Source organism: Serratia sp. CY40230 (assembly GCF_052168835.1).
Lineage (GTDB): Bacteria > Pseudomonadota > Gammaproteobacteria > Enterobacterales > Enterobacteriaceae > Serratia > Serratia nematodiphila.
In genome coordinates this window covers 359,684-375,853 of record NZ_JBJNLX010000005.1, presented here as the reverse complement: position 1 = coordinate 375,853, position 16,170 = coordinate 359,684, and the positions used below count along the sequence as shown (strand labels likewise).

21 protein-coding genes and 1 pseudogene are annotated in these 16,170 nt (G+C 60.4%); 14 read left to right on the top strand and 8 right to left on the bottom strand.

Going from position 1 to position 16,170, the window contains the following annotated elements; all coding sequences use genetic code 11:
• The first annotated feature begins 144 nt into the window (after positions 1-144).
• Complete coding sequence (locus tag ACJ8IJ_RS19165; protein ID WP_004941229.1) at positions 145-282, top strand: hypothetical protein; 138 nt, start codon at positions 145-147, stop codon at positions 280-282.
• An 85-nt stretch (positions 283-367) separates the two neighbouring features.
• Here ACJ8IJ_RS19165 and ACJ8IJ_RS19160 read toward each other — a convergent pair whose 3' ends face one another.
• Together ACJ8IJ_RS19160 and ACJ8IJ_RS19155 are read right to left on the bottom strand one after the other, a co-directional pair.
• Positions 368-577: a tautomerase family protein gene (locus ACJ8IJ_RS19160; protein WP_004941231.1), complete on the bottom strand. Its 210-nt coding sequence runs from the start codon at positions 575-577 to the stop codon at positions 368-370.
• A 17-nt stretch (positions 578-594) separates the two neighbouring features.
• Positions 595-1,335 carry an SDR family NAD(P)-dependent oxidoreductase gene (locus ACJ8IJ_RS19155; protein WP_015377621.1) on the bottom strand — a complete coding sequence of 247 codons (741 nt, stop codon included), beginning with the start codon at positions 1,333-1,335 and terminating at the stop codon, positions 595-597.
• A gap of 122 nt (positions 1,336-1,457) precedes the next feature.
• Between ACJ8IJ_RS19155 and ACJ8IJ_RS19150 the strand changes: the two genes are divergently transcribed.
• Positions 1,458-2,360, top strand: coding sequence for a LysR family transcriptional regulator (locus ACJ8IJ_RS19150; RefSeq protein WP_442518462.1), 903 nt, complete (start codon positions 1,458-1,460; stop codon positions 2,358-2,360).
• Here ACJ8IJ_RS19150 and ACJ8IJ_RS19145 read toward each other — a convergent pair.
• The gene (locus ACJ8IJ_RS19145; RefSeq protein WP_442518461.1) at positions 2,335-3,543 is read right to left on the bottom strand and encodes an MFS transporter; all 1,209 of its coding nucleotides are present in this window, start codon (positions 3,541-3,543) and stop codon (positions 2,335-2,337) included. The two genes, ACJ8IJ_RS19150 and ACJ8IJ_RS19145, sit on opposite strands and share 26 nt — an antisense overlap.
• A 228-nt stretch (positions 3,544-3,771) precedes the next feature.
• On the opposite strand from ACJ8IJ_RS19145, the gene ACJ8IJ_RS19140 reads away from it, so the two are divergent.
• The 5 genes from ACJ8IJ_RS19140 to ACJ8IJ_RS19120 all read left to right on the top strand — a co-directional run bounded on the left by ACJ8IJ_RS19140 (position 3,772) and on the right by ACJ8IJ_RS19120 (position 8,146).
• Positions 3,772-4,230, top strand: a complete 459-nt coding sequence (locus ACJ8IJ_RS19140) for a hypothetical protein (protein WP_442518460.1) — start codon at positions 3,772-3,774, stop codon at positions 4,228-4,230.
• Between the two features lie 98 nt (positions 4,231-4,328).
• Positions 4,329-4,745 (top strand): DUF2000 domain-containing protein, encoded by a 417-nt coding sequence (locus ACJ8IJ_RS19135; RefSeq protein ID WP_004941246.1) that lies wholly within the window; start codon positions 4,329-4,331, stop codon positions 4,743-4,745.
• A 72-nt stretch (positions 4,746-4,817) separates the two neighbouring features.
• On the top strand, positions 4,818-5,849 hold the full coding sequence (locus ACJ8IJ_RS19130) for a LacI family DNA-binding transcriptional regulator (RefSeq protein ID WP_049186078.1): 1,032 nt from the start codon (positions 4,818-4,820) through the stop codon (positions 5,847-5,849).
• A 186-nt stretch (positions 5,850-6,035) separates the two neighbouring features.
• The gene (locus ACJ8IJ_RS19125) at positions 6,036-6,959 is read left to right on the top strand and encodes a TIM barrel protein (protein WP_004941251.1); all 924 of its coding nucleotides are present in this window, start codon (positions 6,036-6,038) and stop codon (positions 6,957-6,959) included.
• A gap of 14 nt (positions 6,960-6,973) precedes the next feature.
• The gene (locus ACJ8IJ_RS19120; protein ID WP_156865556.1) at positions 6,974-8,146 is read left to right on the top strand and encodes a Gfo/Idh/MocA family protein; all 1,173 of its coding nucleotides are present in this window, start codon (positions 6,974-6,976) and stop codon (positions 8,144-8,146) included.
• A gap of 13 nt (positions 8,147-8,159) precedes the next feature.
• Here the strand turns inward: ACJ8IJ_RS19120 and ACJ8IJ_RS19115 are convergent, their stop codons facing one another.
• Entirely contained in the window at positions 8,160-8,510 is a 351-nt protein-coding gene (locus tag ACJ8IJ_RS19115) for a GFA family protein (protein ID WP_004941257.1), read from the bottom strand.
• 141 nt (positions 8,511-8,651) lie between these two features.
• Here ACJ8IJ_RS19115 and ACJ8IJ_RS19110 point away from each other — a divergent pair, with 141 nt between their 5' ends.
• The 3 genes from ACJ8IJ_RS19110 (at position 8,652) to ACJ8IJ_RS19100 (ending at position 10,806) form a co-directional block, all read left to right on the top strand.
• Positions 8,652-8,861, top strand: a complete 210-nt coding sequence (locus ACJ8IJ_RS19110; RefSeq protein ID WP_004941260.1) for a hypothetical protein — start codon at positions 8,652-8,654, stop codon at positions 8,859-8,861.
• Between the two features lie 152 nt (positions 8,862-9,013).
• Entirely contained in the window at positions 9,014-10,135 is a 1,122-nt protein-coding gene (locus ACJ8IJ_RS19105) for an SMP-30/gluconolactonase/LRE family protein (RefSeq protein WP_442518459.1), read from the top strand.
• Between the two features lie 26 nt (positions 10,136-10,161).
• Entirely contained in the window at positions 10,162-10,806 is a 645-nt protein-coding gene (locus ACJ8IJ_RS19100; protein ID WP_442518458.1) for a Qnr family pentapeptide repeat protein, read from the top strand.
• A gap of 8 nt (positions 10,807-10,814) precedes the next feature.
• Here the strand turns inward: ACJ8IJ_RS19100 and ACJ8IJ_RS19095 are convergent, their stop codons facing one another.
• Positions 10,815-11,216 carry a hypothetical protein gene (locus tag ACJ8IJ_RS19095; protein ID WP_442518457.1) on the bottom strand — a complete coding sequence of 134 codons (402 nt, stop codon included), beginning with the start codon at positions 11,214-11,216 and terminating at the stop codon, positions 10,815-10,817.
• A 558-nt stretch (positions 11,217-11,774) separates the two neighbouring features.
• Here ACJ8IJ_RS19095 and cspE point away from each other — a divergent pair.
• Entirely contained in the window at positions 11,775-11,987 is a 213-nt protein-coding gene (gene cspE, locus ACJ8IJ_RS19090) for a transcription antiterminator/RNA stability regulator CspE (RefSeq protein ID WP_004941268.1), read from the top strand.
• A 114-nt stretch (positions 11,988-12,101) separates the two neighbouring features.
• A pseudogene (locus ACJ8IJ_RS19085) lies at positions 12,102-12,180 on the top strand.
• Positions 12,181-12,393: 213 nt separating this feature from the next.
• On the opposite strand, the gene ACJ8IJ_RS19080 reads toward ACJ8IJ_RS19085, so the two are convergent.
• The gene (locus tag ACJ8IJ_RS19080; protein WP_016928046.1) at positions 12,394-13,071 is read right to left on the bottom strand and encodes an isochorismatase family protein; all 678 of its coding nucleotides are present in this window, start codon (positions 13,069-13,071) and stop codon (positions 12,394-12,396) included.
• Between the two features lie 253 nt (positions 13,072-13,324).
• On the opposite strand from ACJ8IJ_RS19080, the gene ACJ8IJ_RS19075 reads away from it, so the two are divergent.
• Positions 13,325-13,678, top strand: coding sequence for a universal stress protein (locus ACJ8IJ_RS19075; protein ID WP_442518456.1), 354 nt, complete (start codon positions 13,325-13,327; stop codon positions 13,676-13,678).
• On the opposite strand, the gene ACJ8IJ_RS19070 is transcribed toward ACJ8IJ_RS19075, so the two are convergent.
• Positions 13,673-13,963, bottom strand: coding sequence for a hypothetical protein (locus tag ACJ8IJ_RS19070; protein WP_442518455.1), 291 nt, complete (start codon positions 13,961-13,963; stop codon positions 13,673-13,675). The genes ACJ8IJ_RS19075 and ACJ8IJ_RS19070 overlap by 6 nt on opposite strands.
• Positions 13,964-14,081: 118 nt before the next feature.
• On the opposite strand from ACJ8IJ_RS19070, the gene ACJ8IJ_RS19065 reads away from it, so the two are divergent.
• Entirely contained in the window at positions 14,082-14,837 is a 756-nt protein-coding gene (locus ACJ8IJ_RS19065; RefSeq protein WP_025302549.1) for an SDR family NAD(P)-dependent oxidoreductase, read from the top strand.
• A gap of 43 nt (positions 14,838-14,880) precedes the next feature.
• Here ACJ8IJ_RS19065 and ACJ8IJ_RS19060 read toward each other — a convergent pair whose 3' ends face one another.
• Positions 14,881-16,161, bottom strand: a complete 1,281-nt coding sequence (locus ACJ8IJ_RS19060) for an NAD(P)/FAD-dependent oxidoreductase (RefSeq protein WP_004941279.1) — start codon at positions 16,159-16,161, stop codon at positions 14,881-14,883.
• Positions 16,162-16,170 lie beyond the last annotated feature (9 nt).

Genomic DNA, 16,170 nt, shown 5'->3' with positions numbered 1-16,170 from the left:
GGCGTGAGAAAAGAAAGAGGGCTAAATAGTTAACAAAATTTATCGATTGTGTTTCATTTTGTGAGCCGCGCTTGCCGCCTGCGCCAGGCTTTCCTAGTTTTTAGGAGGGCGGCCATTCGCCCGATACCACGAAGGAGTATGCAAATGACTGAACACAAACGACTTGCCGTTATCGAAAAGGTGCTGCTGATCGCTTTCGCCGGTGTGCTGGTTTATCTTGCCGCGACCGGCGCCTTGTCATTATCGGGTCTGGACCATCACTGGCCTTATCCTTCGCGCTGAGCGTGATTGATCTCACCACGCAGACCCGATAACGATAACTAGCGGCTGTACCCTACGACACTGGATCTCCAGAATAAATCGCCCGTCATTCGCCTCGTTCTTTGGCGCGCAGGGCGGTGACGCTCTCTCCGCCGACGCCCCAGTTGTCGGTGGCTACCTCGTCAATCACCACGAAAGTGGTGTGGCGTGGCTTATTCAGCACCTGCTCCAGCAGCGCGGTGGCTCCCTCGATCAGCATGCGCTTTTGCGCGGCGCTGACCCCTTCGTCGGTCACTTTAATGTTGACGTATGGCATGGCGTTTCTCCCCGGTTTCACCAGACGCCGGCGGTGGCGCCGCCGTCAACCGCGAGCGCCGCGCCGGTAACGAAATTGGCGTCGGTCAGATACAGCACCGCATCGACGATGTCCTGCGGCTGGCCGACGCGGCCGGTTGGCGCCAGTTGCCGCATCTGCGCCAGACTCTGTTCATCATTTTGATGCATCGGCGTGGCGATGATGCCGGGCGCCACGGCGTTGACCATCACGTTGTGCGGCGCTAACTCCAATGCCAGCTCGCGCACGGCGTGGTTAAGGCCGCCCTTGATCAGCACCGGCAGCAAGGCGGGCACTTTGCTGTTGGGCTGCATGGCGATCGACGCGGTGATGGCGACGATGTGGCCGGCGCCGCGTTGCTGCATATGCCGGGCGGCGGCCTGCGCCGGGTAGAAGAAGCCTTTCAGATTGGTTGCCACCATCGCGTCGACCTCCTCCGGCGTATAGTCGGCGATCGGCTTGGCGATAAATATGCCGGCGTTATTGATGAGAATATCTACCTGACCAAAAGCCTGTATCGCCAGGCTGAACAACCGTTCGGCGGTTTCCGGCAGCGCGATGTCTCCCGGCGCCAGCAGCAGATTGGCCGGGCGGCCGAGTTTGTCCGCCGCCGCCTGCAGCCGTTCAAGCGAACGGGCGTTTGCGACAACCTGATAGCCGCGCGCCAGGTAGGCTTGCGCGATGGCGAAGCCCAAGCCGCTCGATGCGCCCGTGACGATGACCGTTTTTACTTTGCTCATTTTCTCTCCTCGACAGGATAGGGATTGATCGTACGTGAACGGTAATCCATACCTGATGATTGAAAAATGAGGAGGAAAGAACTTTAATTTATACCTTATGTAATGAATTGGCAGGGAGAGACATGCAACGCCATTTTGACGACGTTCAGGTGGGCAGCATTGAGCTGTTTTGCCTGACGGTAGAAACCGGCAGCTTCACCGCAGCGGCCAATGCCGCCGGGATAACCCCTGCGGCGGTCAGCCGCTCGGTCGCGCGTCTGGAGACGCGATTGCAGGCGAAGCTGTTTATCCGCACCACACGCCAGATGCGCGTCACGGATGCCGGCCAGCGTTATTACCTGGAATGTCGCCGGGCGCTGAGCCAGCTGATGGAGGCCGAGGCGAGAATTTCCGGCGAACGGGACAAACCGGTGGGCACGCTCAGCATCAGCGTGCCGACGCTGTATGCACATTTTAGGCTGTTGCCGCGCTTGCCCGAGTTTGCGCATCGCTATCCCGATCTCAAGCTGAATCTGCACGTCAGCAATCAGAATATCGATTTCTCCGAAGATAAATTCGACGTCGCCATTCGCGGCAGCGAGCTGAACGACTCCGGCCTGGCGGCGCGGCGTCTGGAGGAGGCTGAACTGATCGTGGTGGCGACGCCGGGCTATTTGCAGCGCCACCCTGCGCCGCTCACGCCGGCGGATCTGGCCCGGCACGATTGCATTCAGTATGCGTTGCCCAGCACCGGCAGAAAAACCGCCTGGACGTTTAAGGTTCAGGGCGAAAATAGCAAAGTGGAAACTGCCGGGCGCTGGCTTTGCCAGGAAGATTACCTCGCTACGCTGACGTTGGTGAAAAGCGGCGCCGGACTGATGCAGGTGTATCGCTTTACCGTCGAACAAGAGTTGAGCAGCGGGGCGCTGGTCGAGGTATTGAAAGATTACGCCGGCGCCTCGCGTCCCTTCATCCTGCTTTATCCCTATGCGCGCTTCGTCCCGCTCAAGGTACGGAAATTCATCGATTTCCTGACGCAAGCGTAGCCGCCAGCGCCAATACCGCTCCAGACACCGCCGCCGCCAACACCAGCCACGCCGGGGCCGCCCAGCCGGCCGCGGCCACGATGGCGCTCAGTGCGATCGGACCGATCACCTGGCCGAGGTAGTTTCCCTGCATCACCAGCCCGAGGCTCAGCGGCAGCAGCGTCGGTTCCGGCGTCGCCGCCGGCGTGGCGGCCAGAATGGTGGCGGGCAGTATGCCGGCGATGGCGCAGAACAGGAAACACAGCGGGATCAGCAGGCCGTTGGGCGTCATCGGCAGGAAAATGCCGACGCCGAAGACCCCGATCAACAGGCTGGTGGCGGCGAGCAGCGTTCTGGCGGGCAGCCCGCGCGACAGCAGCACGCCGGCGGCGAGGTTGCCGACGATGTTGGCCGCCACCGCCGCCGCGCTGATGCCGCCGGCGGCCGCCAGTGACAGACCGATGCGCTGCATCAGAAAGATCGGCAGAAAGGTCATCACCGAGAAAAACTGCAGGTTGTATGTGGTGAACATCAGCGCCAGCAACAGCGGCTGACGCGCCCGCAGCATCGCGCCCAGCGCTTGCCGCAGCGGCAGAGACGGCGAGTGCGCGTCGGCGGCGCGGCGGGATGTGGTCAGCGGCAGCAGCAGGGCGGCCAGCAGCGTCAGCGCCGCACCGGCCTGCCAGCTCTGCTGCCAGTCGGCCAGATGCGGGCCGAAAAACAGCGAAATGGCGATGCCCGCCGGCATGAAGGTGCTCCAGATGCCAAAAACCAGGTTGCGCTGCGCCGGGGCGACGATGCGGTTCAGCACCGCCGGCGAGGCAACCACCACGATCACGAAGCCGAGGCCTTCGACAAAGCGGCTGACGATCAGCCCGCTGAAGTCGTGCAGCGTGGCGCCGGCGAAGCTGGCGGCGCTGATGATCAGCAGCCCGAACGCCAGCAGGCGCCGGTCGCCCCAGCGGCGCACCAGCAGCCCGGCGGCGATGCCGCCGAACACTCCAACGAAGGGAAAGGCCGAAATGACCCAGCTGAGCGTCTCCAGTGAGCGGCCGAACTCGGCCTGCAGCGCCGGCAGCGCGATGGTGGCCTTACCCACGTGCAGCGCCGCGGCGATGCCGGCGAACAGCACGTTGATGACGGCCAGCCAGGGCGTGGCGGCGGGGGAAATGCGGTCGATGGCGTCCGGTTTAATCGCGGTCATAACACTCTCCAGTAGCGGCAACGTCATCACTATGCCTCTGCGCTGCGACAGAAGTCGTTCAAATGCTGCGCTGTCACGCGGGGAAATTATTCATTTCGAGCTTTAATTTGCGCGCCTCGTTGTTTGGTGCGCCAGCGTGCCGCCCGGCGTGGACGCTCGCCCCCCTGCAGCGGTTTACTGTTCCGGCACGCAGCAGGCGTGTTGAATTCACTTTATAAGGAGCAGTGTATGTCAGAGATGATGAACGAGAGTAGGGCGCCGGCCATTGAATGGAGCTATGGCGGCCGGGGCGATGATATCAGCAGCAGCCTGAGCCTCGACACGGTTGAGGAGCAGCCGCAGGGTTTCTTGATGACGGTCGATCGGCCGGTGCAGATCTTTACAGAGGCGCTCTCGCCGCTGATGGCCTTTGTCACGCTGCTGCGCCCGCTGTATGCGAAGACGGGCGAGGGATTCCAGTTCGTGCCGGTTTCCCACCCCTGGACCGATGTGCAGCGCCTGCCGCCAAGCGCCGGTTATCTGGGCGTGCAGGTCAACGCCGGCCTGTTCTTCCACGGGGCCAAACCGACGCACTATAAAGATCGCGACGGCCAGATGAAGCCTATCGACGGCGGCACTCTTTTGCAGAATATCACCGTGCTGCATCAGGTGGTGCAGCCGCAAGGCCCGGGCGAAGGCGGGATCTGAGGCTGAAACGTTATCACGGGGCCGGACGCGGCCCTTATCTCGCCTTGAAAACCGCCCTTGGCTTGGGTAAAAAGGGTTGTCTATTCAAGGAGAAGAGTATGTACAGCGACAACGAGAAAAAGTTTTATATCATCCTCAACCGCAATCACGAACCGGCCACGCTGTTTAACGCCTCTTGCCATCTGACGGCGGGCATCACCGATCTGATCGAGCAGCGCGAGTTTCACCACTATCCGAGCAGCCTCGACGGCGTCAGCGCCAATATGAGCCACTACCCGATCGTCATCCTGCAGGCTAAAAACAGCAGCCAGCTCAGCAACCTGATCCTCAAATGCAAGGAGGAGGGCGTGCTGTCCAACTTCTTCACCACCACCATGCTGTCGCACTCCGCCGAGCAGCAGATCGCCGACACCGCCAACACGCCTTACGAGCAGCTGGATTTCGTGGCGGTGGCGCTCTACGGCGACACTGAACAGCTTAAGCCGCTCACCAAGAAGTTCTCCGTCTACCGTTAATCGCGAACGGCATCACATCAGGGGCGGCAACGGCTATGATATTTTTCCATCAAATCGTTGATGGAGATGAACATGAGCGGCAAGAAAACCACCATGGCGGCCATCGCCAGAGAGGCGCGGGTCGGCATCGCCACCGTCGATCGGGTAATCAACCAACGCGCGTCGGTGCGGCCCGCCACCCAGCGCCGGGTGATTGAGGCGGCGAAAAAGTTGGGGTTCGCGTTGGAGAAGTCCCACTGCCTGTCGGCGGTGCTGGGCAGGCCGGAACGCCGCCTGAGAATGGGGTTCATCCTGCTGCGGCGCGAACACTCTTTCTATGCGCAACTGGCTGATGAACTGATGGCGCAAGCGGCGCCGTATCATGAGCCGGGTCAGCCGCCGCAGTTCATCTTCCACTCTCTCAATGCCATCGGCGACACCGCCGCCGCCATTAGCCAATTGAGCCGCCAGGTGGAAGCGATCGGCGTGCTGGCGCTGGATCACCCCCTGATCCACTATGCCGTAGAAGAAGCCGCCCAGGCGGGCATCAACGTTTTCGCGCTGCTGTCGGATTTATCGGTGCCCAGCCGCGCCGGCTACATCGGTCTGGATAATCAAAAAGCGGGCCGCACCGCCGGCTGGGCGGTGGATCGTCTGTGCCGGCGGCAGGGCGACGTCGGCGTGATCATCGGCGACAACCGTTTTACGTGTCAGGAGGCCTGCGAGATCGGTTTCCGCTCTTATCTGCGTGAGCAGATGAGCGGCCAGCGCGTGCTGGAGCCGGTGCGCAGCCATGAGGACGCGGAAACGGCGCGCCGGGTCACGCGTGAACTGCTGGCGAGCCACCCGGAGCTGGCGGCGCTTTACGCGCCGAGCGGCGGTGTGGAAGGCATTATTCAGGCGTTGCGAGAGAGCGGCCGGCAGCATGACATTACGCTGGTGTGCCACGGCCCGGTGCAGGGCGGTGAAATGGCGCTGCTCGACGGCACGGTGGATCTGCTGCTGTGCCACCGCATTCCCGAATTGGCCGCCACGATCGTCGAGACGTTACTCGCCGCCGATGAACAACCGGGATTACGCCACATCATTAATCGCTTCGATGTGATCACCAAAGAAAACCTCTGACGGCCGCTGAGTGGTGTTTGCCGAGGTCAGGGCGCAGCCAGGCGTCGCCTATATTTGATTAAAAACCATCAAATATTTTATCAAAAATAGCGCGATCTCTATCAAAAAATAAAATTTTCATTATTGATGGTTTTGGAATTTTTGTTTGATACTGCCGGCATTCCCTGCAAAAAAGGAGCCGTCGCCATGACTTTGCCTATCGCCAATGCGCCCTGCAGTTGGGGCGTGGATGATCCGAACAACCCCCATTTGCCGCCCTACGCCACGGTTCTCCAAGAAGCGTCGGCGGCCGGCTACCGCAGCATCGAGCTGGGGCCGTGGGGCTATCTGCCGACGCAGAGCGAGGCGCTGTGCGCCGCGCTGGAGCAGCAGCGCCTGTCGCTGGTGGCCGGCACGATTTTTGACGATCTGGTCAGCGAGGCGAACATTGAGCGCCTGCTGGATCTGACGCATCGGATTTGCCGCAACCTCTCGCGGGCGCCCAGGGCGGAGCCGAGCGAGGGCGATCGCGCCGCGCCGCCGTTCCTGGTGATTATCGATTTCGGCAATCCGCAACGCGCCAGATTCGCCGGGCGTTCAGATTTAGCGCCGCGTTTGTCGCAGGCGGAGTGGCAGAGGATGATCGGGCACATTACGCGCATCAGCGAACTGGCCTGGCGGGAATACGGTGTGCGGCCGGTGGTGCATCCGCACGCCGGCGGCTGCATCGAGTTCGCCGACGAAATCGACCGGTTGGCGGCGGACATTCCGCATCATACCGCCGGATTGTGCCTGGATACCGGCCATCTGTATTACGCCGGGCTGGACCCGGCTGCCTGGCTGAGCAAGCACTTTGATCGCCTCGATTATCTGCACTTCAAAGACGTCGATCCGCAGGTGTTCCGCGAGGTGCTGGCGCGCGGCGTCGATTTCTTCACCGCCTGCGCTGAGGGCGTCATGTGCCCGTTGGGCAGCGGGGCGATCGATTATCCGCAGCTGCGTGCGCTGTTGGCCGAGCGCGGATACCGGGGCTGGATCACTATCGAGCAGGAGCGCGATCCGCGCAATGTGCAGGGCAGCCTGCAGGACGTCACCGCCAGCTTGCGCTACTTGCGCGGCCTCGGCTTTTAATCAGGAGAAACACGATGATCAACGGCAGCAAACCTTTGGCGAGATCGTTGCGCTGGGGCATGGTCGGCGGCGGCGGCACCAGCCAGATTGGTTACATCCACCGTTCGGCGGCCTTGCGCGACGGCGCGTTTACTCTGTTGGCCGGCGCGTTCGACATTGACGCCGAACGCGGGCGTGATTTTGGCCGGAGTCTGGGCGTGGCGGCGGCGCGCTGTTATGCGGATTATGCCGAGATGTTCCGCGCCGAAGCCGCGCGGGCGGACGGCATCGAAGCGGTCTCGATCGCCACGCCGAACAACACCCATTACGCCATTTGCCGGGCGGCGCTGGAGGCGGGATTGCACGTGGTGTGCGAGAAGCCGCTGTGTTTCAGCGTCGAAGAGGCGCAGGCGCTGGCGGCGCTGTGCGAGCGGCAGCGCAAAGTCATCGGCGTGACCTATGGCTATGCCGGGCACCAGATGATTTTGCAGGCGCGGCAGATGATTGCCGATGGCCGGCTGGGTGAAATCCGGCTGGTGAATATGCAGTTCGCTCACGGCTTCCACGCCGCTCCGGTGGAGCAGGATAATCCCAGCACTCGCTGGCGGGTCGATCCGCGCTTTGTCGGCCCCAGCTATGTGCTGGGCGATCTGGCGACCCACACGCTGTTCCTGGCGGAAACCATGGCGCCGCAGCTGAAGATCCGGCGGCTGATCTGCAGCCGGCAAAGCTTTGTGCCGTCGCGCGCGCCGTTGGAGGACAACGCCTATGTGCTGATGGAGTATCACAACGGCGCCATCGGCTCCGTGTGGGCTTCGGCGGTCAACTGCGGTTCGATGCATGGCCAAAAGGTGCGCATTGTCGGTGAAAAGGCCAGCCTGGAGTGGTGGGATGAACAACCCAATCAGCTGCGCTTCGAAGTGCAGGGCGAGCCGGTGCGGATCCTGGAGCGTGGCATGCCGTATCTCGCCGCGTCGGCGCTGGCGGACGATCGCATCGGCGGCGGCCATGCGGAGGGGCTGTTTGAAGCCTGGTCGAATCTCTACCGCCGCTTCGCGCTGGCGATGGACGCCACCGATCGGCGCGACGCGGCCTTCCTGGCCGACTTCTGGTACCCGGACGTGCAGGCCGGCGCGCTGGGCGTGAAGTGGGTGGCGCGCTGCGTGCAATCCGCCGAAACCGACGCCGGCTGGGTCGCCTTCGACTGAGCGCGCGATTCGCTCAGACGCTGGCCCCGTCGTAGCTGTGGATCTGTAACGCATCGAGCGCGACGTCAGGCACGCAGCGCAGGTTAACGGCGCACATCGCGGCGCCGTCCGGCGCGGTGCCGTAGGCAAAGGGCTGGGCTCCGCAGACTCGGCAGAACTGATGGCGGATCTTGTGCTGATTGAAGGTGTAGGTGCTGAGCCGGTCTTGGCCGCTGCTGAGCGTGAACGCGCTGATGGGAAAGAAAGACAGCAACAGCCCCTTGCGGCGGCAGATCGAGCAGTTGCAGCTGAGGGCTTCGGTCGGCAGTTCGGCGTCGACGGTGAAGGTGACGGCGCCGCAGTGGCAGCTTCCCTGGAATGACATGGCGGTGATCCTGTGGCAGGAGGGCGGGTTTGCCCAGTATAGTGCAATTTATCGCCATTCGGCCGCTCCGGGCGGGGTTTCCTTAATAAATGCGCGGTTTTCTGGTAGGTTAAGGTTTAACGTCATCAAAAGGAGAGCGCGATGTTAGAACATTACTATCCGGCCAATATGGGCGCCGAACCGGTCACGGACGAACAGCACAAACGGCTGGTGGCAGTGCAGGCGGCGCTGGAACTGATCAAGGCTACGCTGTCGGATACCAACGATGGCAACGGCGTGGACTTCCAGCTGAAGGCGGCGGAGAAGCACATCGGTCCGATGGCCGACGCCATTCAGGAAGCCCTGAAGTAACGGTTCGCCGTCACGTCAACCGCCCGTATCGGGCGGTTTTTTTTGCGCCGATTACTGCGATTTTTTTAGTGGCGCATTGCCTTTTTCCCGGCTGGTGCCATGAGCGGCGCGATCCTACTCTAGCGATCCGAGTCCTCATCAGGGTCATGCTCATGTTCCGCTTCAGCTTCTTTTCTTTCTTATTGCCGTGCCGCCGACGCGTCACCCAGTTGGCCGGCGCTGCGCTGTTGCTCTGCGGCGTTATGCAGGCGCAGGCCACGCAACGCATCGAGTTTTCACCGGACCCCGCCGGCGCCTACCCTGAGGGCATTGCCTGGAATGCACGCGCCGGTGCGTTCCTTATCTCCTCCCTGCGCGGCGGGCAGCTTGGCCTGGTCTACCCGGATGGCCACTATCGGCGGTTTTCCACCGGCACGGGGCTTATCACCACCTCCGGCATGCTGGTGGACGCCGAGCGCAACCGGGTGCTGGTGTGCAACGAAGACGTGGGCGTGTCCCGCAACTCTGCCGCCGGCACGCGCAATCGCGTGGCGCAGGTGCTGGAGTTCAATCTCGATACCGGCGTGCTGCAGCAGACGTACGACCTTTCATCGCTAAGCCATGGGCCGACGCTGGCCAACGATCTGACGCTCGACGCGCAGGGCAATATCTACGTCACCGACAGCTTCCAGCCGCAGATTTACAAGATCGACCGGGCAACGCACCAGGTATCGATTCTGGTGCGCTCAGCGCGCTTGATGCCGGCCGTCGCACCCACCGCTGCGCAGGGCACGCAGCCCTATCTCAATGGCGTCGTGTATCACCCGGACGGCTTCCTGATTGCGGCGGACTACACCCGCGGGCTGCTGTGGAAGGTGACGCTGGATAACGCGCCTGCGGTAAGTGCAATCAGGTTGCCGCAACGCTTAAAAGGCCCGGACGGGTTGCGGCTCAAAAACGCCCATGAATTGGTGATCGTACAGTCTTTTCCGGGTGAAAAGGGGAGCATGTCCGGTGACGTGACGCTGCTCTCCTCGACCGACGGCTGGGCCAGTGCGCGTATCGCTGCGGTCGCCGCGCCGCCGGGATTGGATGGGCCGACCGGCGCCGCGCTGCGCGATGGCGAGGTGTGGGTCGTCAACTCCCGTTACCCCCGGCTGTTTGCCGACGTCGCTCAGGCGGAAAGTACCAAGACGTTCAGTATCGTCAAGGTGGCGTTCGAACCGGCCGCAGCAGATGGCGGCCGATCGGCGACGGTTGCCAACCCGGCCGGAATAGGATTAAATGCGCACTGACTGTATAAATAAACAGGTGCGCTGCGATGAGTCTGATGTTGAAGGGTGAAAAGATTAACCGTAACCGCTTTACCGGCGAAAAAATTGAAAACGGCAGCTTTATGCTGTGCGATTTTTCGGGCGCCGATCTGACCGGTACCGAGTTTATCGGCTGCCAGTTTTACGATCGCGACAGCCGACAGGGCGGCAATTTCAGCCGCGCGATCCTGAAAGACGCCAGCTTCAGAAGCTGCGATTTGTCGATGGCCGACTTCCGCCATGCCAGCGCGCTGGGGGTGGAGATCCGCGAATGCCGCGCGCAGGGCGCCGATTTTCGCGGCGCCAGCTTTATGAACATGATCACCAGCCGCACCTGGTTTTGCAGCGCCTATATCACCAAAAGCAACCTGAGCTATGCCAACTTCGCCAAGGTGGTGCTGGAGAAATGCGAGCTGTGGGAAAACCGTTGGCACGGCGCGCAGGTGCTCGGCGCCAGCTTCAGCGGCTCCGATCTGTCCGGCGGCGAATTCTCCGGTTTTGACTGGCGCGCCGCCGATGTCACCCAGTGTGATTTAAGCAACGCGGAACTGGGCGAGTTGGATTTACGCACCACCGATCTGCAGGGCGTCAAAATGGACAGTCACCAGGCCGCGCAGCTGCTGGAGCGGCTGGGGATCGCGATCATCGGCTAAGGGAATGGCTAACGCGACGGTTGGCCAAATAAGCGCTTGAAGGCTTTCTCTGCGTCCACGGGAATGCGGCGTTGCATTACCGGGATAGTGAAGCGCGGATCCTGGGAGAGGTGGCGAGCCTGCTCGTTGAGCGGCACGACGGCGATCGCCAGATTGTCGTTAGCCTGCATGACGCCTTCCTGTTCGAACAGGGCGAACACCGGCGTGTCGCGCGCGTTACCCAATGAGCAAGCCGAAATCCAATAATCGCCGTCTTGGGCAAATTTGCACTGCGCCGCTTGCGGGCCAATCGCGCTGATTTGTTTGGCAATCAAGGCATTCGCGTTTTCCACATAGCTTGGTGGTGCCTGCTGGCAGCCTGCCAAACTGAGCGTCAGTGCAGCAAGCGTCAGTGTTCTTTTGCCCATCATAGCCATCCTTGAGGTCATTTCCTGTAAAGTAAAATAATTATCCTAACAACGATAATGCGCCAGTGTCGAGAACAGATTGATTTATTAAGCTTTTATTTCTATTTCATGACGATTAAGCGGTTTTCTTCAGTGTTTTAGCAGGGAGTAGTTTCGCGTGAAGGGAAGAGCAGAACGCGGAATCAGCGGCTGTTTGCGCGTTCATGATCGGCCCCGGCGCGGCGAATCCAATCGTTCGTTATTTTTCACCCCGAACGCCGCGCAGATAACCCTGAGCTGGCGGCAGATGCAGACGGTGCTTTGCGGTAATAAATTTATGAGGCAGATGAATATAATTTAAAATATATCTTGCTTAAATAATTTAGCTGTGTGTAAATAGCGTCATCGGTTTGTAGTACAGACCTTATGAAAGCAGTTTTAGTAAAGCAGTTCTCAGTATTAGCGATATCCCTCAGATACCTCTTCTTCCGCGAATTCTCTTCTCTAGTGCCCCATAAGTTTCCAATAAAAACAGACCTCTATCGCCCTATGGCGTCGCAAAAATATAAAGGAAATATCTCTATGTCCAATAAAATGACTGGTTTGGTAAAATGGTTTGATGCAGGTAAAGGCTTTGGCTTTATCACCCCGGCAGACGGCGGCAAAGATGTGTTCGTACACTTCTCCGCTATCCAGAGCAACGATTTCAAAACGCTGGATGAAGGCCAACAGGTTGAGTTCACTATCGAAAATGGCATGAAGGGGCCTTCTGCCGGCAACGTGGTCGCGTTATAATTTTCGGCCGAGGTGCAATTTCTTACGACAGCGATGATGGTTTAAGCCGGAGCAGTTAAGCAATGAAATCCTCAGCCTGAATAAACTCCGGGTTCGCCCGGAGTCTTTCTCGATACGTCATTAGCTCAGCAGGAAGAGCGGCAGCGAAATTATTCGTTGGCGGACTGGGGTTCGATTCCTCGATGACGTTCCAATAATTAATGATTATTGGCAACAGAAAAACAGATTGCCGCAGAATTAATAACGCCGCGTTTCAGTCTATTTTTCTGTTGTGAAAAAGTCGCGCTTAGGCTGCGTAATGTTGGAGTGTGGGATGGACGCTTACGCCATAACATGACAGCCGGGAAAGTCACCGGCACACGATTAATAGCCCCGGCCTTGGCCGGGGTTTTTTATGCCCGCGATCTTAACGCTGCGAGTCTAGCAGTTCGTTGTTTTTCACCACGTCCTGCGCTTTGAGGTAGCTCTCGATCAGCAACTGATAGGCCGGGAAGATTTTGGTGTAGACCTCGGCCCATTGCTGAGCGTCGGCGCGGTTCCAGCTGCCCTGCAGCTCCGAGGCCACGCCGGCGGTGTCGATCGGCACCACGCCGGCCTGCACCACACGCGCCAGGGTGATTTCCTGCGCCATTTTCGAGTAGGTGCCGGAGGCGTCGATCACCGCGAACACTTTATAGCCTTCGGCCACCGCACTGATGGACGGGAAGGCCATGCAGACGCTGGTGATGGTGCCGGCGATGATCAGGGTTTTGCGGCCGGTGGCCTTGACCGCCGCCACGAAGTCCGGGTTGTCCCAGGCGTTGATTTCCCCTTTACGGGCGACGTATTGCGCGTGCGGTGCATTCTGGTGAATTTCCGGGATCAGTGGGCCGTTGGGGCCCTGCGGCACCGAGGCGGTGGTGATCACCGGCAGTTTACTGAGGGTGGCGATGCTGGCCAGGGCGGCGGCGCGGGCGCGCAGTTCGGTCATCGGCATATCGGCGACGGTCTGGAACAGGCCGCTCTGGTGATCAATTAGGAGCATGACCGCGTCATTGGCATCAATAACAGGACGCTGGCCGTTGAAATTGGCTGGAGTGCTCATGGTGTTTTCCCTTTCTCGTCGTGAGGTCAGTGGGTATCTTCTTTGATTGATAAGGCTGAAACTCAGCACTTGCCTACAGTGTAGGGAGAAGAGAGAAATCCGGTAGAGCCTGAAGTCGGGATGCATCGTTCCATAAATGGAACGATTTTGACGCAGGCGAGCGGCCCGGCGCTGGGCTAAACTTAAGATGCATAAGAAACATGCGGCAAGGAGCGCCATCCTGTTTACGGATCTGACGAGGAGGGCCGCCATCATGGCTTACCGGCATATCGTTGTCGCCACGGATCTCAGCGAAGACGCCGAGTTCCTGCTGGGCAAGGGCGCCAGACTGGCCGCCGCGCTCAATGCCAAACTTTCCCTGATCTATATCGACATCCACCGCGCCGGCTATTACGTCGATCTGGGCGTGGGCGATTACAACTACACCGATCGCACCTTTTCGGAGCGGGTGAAGAATATGCTCAATGCGATCAAAGGGCAGTCGTCGTATCCGGTGGAAGAGGTGATCGTCAGCCGCGGCGCGTTGACGGAAGAGCTGAACCGGGTGGCGAAGGAAAAAGGGTTCGATCTAAGGGTTCGATCTGGTGATCTTCGGCCATCATCATGATGTCTGGAGCCGACTGGTCTCTTCGGCGCGCCAGGCGATCAACGAGCTGAACGTTGATCTGCTGGTTGTTCCCATCGAGAAAAAATAGTCGTGGCCGCCTGCGGGCGGCTGCCGTTTTCCATTCGCATCGCTTATCTCTGGGTGAAGATAACCGCATACCTGCAATAATTCCGCTTGCTGACAATCCGCCCGAAAAATAGTGACTGCCTGGAATTTTATTTTCTCCATCAATATGTTGGCCAAAATCCGATAAAGGTTAATCCAGCGCATTGAAATCACTGTCATACCTCCTTTTGGTTAATAAACCGCACGTTTTGACTGGCTCTCCGCGAAGAGGCGTCTTATCCTCGGGGTAATGAGATTTGTATGACTTATATAAATACGTTCACATGGAGGAGGTCTCATGCGTTTTGACAATAAAGTCGTGGTTATCACCGGTGCGGGCAATGGCATGGGGGAAGCGGCGGCGCGGCGTTTCTCCGCCGAGGGCGCGATCGTGGTGCTGGCCGACTGGGCCAAGGAAGCGGTGGACAAGGTCGCCGCTTCGCTGCCGAAGGGTCGGGCGATGGCGGTGCATATCGACGTTTCCGATCACGTCGCGGTTGAAAAAATGATGAACGAGGTGGCGGAAAAACTGGGCCGCATCGACGTCCTGCTGAACAACGCCGGCGTACACGTGGCGGGCAGCGTGCTGGAAACCAGCGTCGACGACTGGCGTCGCATCGCCGGGGTTGATATTGACGGCGTGGTGTTCTGCTCCAAATTCGCTTTGCCGCACCTGCTGAAGACCAAGGGCTGCATCGTCAATACCGCGTCAGTGTCCGGCCTGGGCGGTGACTGGGGCGCGGCCTATTACTGCGCGGCGAAAGGCGCGGTGGTCAACCTGACGCGCGCCATGGCGCTCGATCACGGCGGTGACGGCGTGCGCATCAACTCGGTCTGCCCGAGCCTGGTCAAAACCAACATGACCAACGGCTGGCCGCAGGAGATCCGCGACAAGTTCAATGAGCGCATCGCGCTGGGGCGTGCGGCGGAGCCGGAAGAAGTGGCGGCGGTGATGGCGTTCCTGGCCAGCGACGACGCCAGCTTTATCAATGGCGCCAACATTCCGGTCGATGGCGGGGCGACCGCCTCGGACGGCCAACCGAAGATCGTCTAAGCGTTAACGCACAGGCCCGGCCATGATGACCGGGCCTGCTGTTTTAGACGCCGATGCGGTCGCGCAGCGTGTAGTAGGCCGCGCCGATGGCGGTGAACGGGATCTGCAGATTGCGCCCGCCGAAGAACGGCAGGTGCGGCAGTTTGGCGAAGGCGTCGAAGCGTTCGGCGTCGCCGCGCATCAGCTCGGCGATCAGCTTGCCCGCCAGATGGGTGCAGGTCACGCCGTGGCCGCTGTAGCCCTGCATGTAGTACACGTTATTCTCCAGCCGGCCGAACTGCGGCATGCGCGACAGCGTCAGCAGGAAGTTGCCGGTCCAACGATAGTCGATACGCACCCCTTTCAGCTGCGGGAAGGTCTTCAGCAGCTTTGGCCGGATCAGGTTGTCGATGTCGTCCGGATCGCGCGCGCCGTACACCACGCCGCCGCCGTACAGCAGGCGATGATCGGCGGTGATGCGGTAGTAATCCAGCAGGTAGTTACAGTCTTCCACGCAGTAATTCTGCGGGATCAGCGCCTGCGCGATCTCCGGCGCCAACGGTTCGGTGGTCACCACCTGAGTGCCGCACGGCATGCTGCGTTTGGCCAGCCGCGGCTCCAGCTTGTCGCCCAGGTAGGCGTTGCCGGCGACGATGACGAAGCGCGCCTTCACCTGGCCGTTGGCGGTGCTGATGAGCGCCGGTTCGCCGTGGCGGATGTTCGTCACCGCCGATTGCTCGAAGATGCGCCCGCCCTGCAGGCGAATCGCCTCGGCCTCGCCCAGCGCCAGATTGAGCGGATGGATGTGGCCGCCGCTGTGATCGAGCAGCGCGCCGACATAGCGATCGCTGGCGACCTCCTGGCGCACCCGGTCCGCATCGAGCAGCTCGAGCTGGGTATTGCCGTAGCGCTCCCAGTTGCGCTTTTGCTCGATCAGCGCATGGAACTGCTTGTTGTTCAGGGCGGCGAAGATGCCGCCGGGGCGGTAGTCGCAGTCGATGGCGTAGCGGCTGATGCGGCTGCGAATGATCTCCGCGCCTTCAAACATCATGCTGCCGAGCAGGCGGGCGCTTTCCGCGCCGTAGCGCTCCTCGATCACATCGATGTCGCGGCTGTAAGAGTTGACCAACTGGCCGCCGTTGCGGCCGCTGGCGCCGAAACCGATGCGCGCCGCTTCCAGCACCACCACGTCGTAACCGGCTTCCACCAGGAACAGCGCGGAGGAGAGGCCGGTATAGCCGCCGCCGATCACGCAGACGTCGCACTCGAGAGATTCATTCAATTGCGGATAGGGCTGATGAGCGTTGGCCGTGGCCGCATAGTAGCTTTTTACGTGTTCAGTCATGAGAGAAGC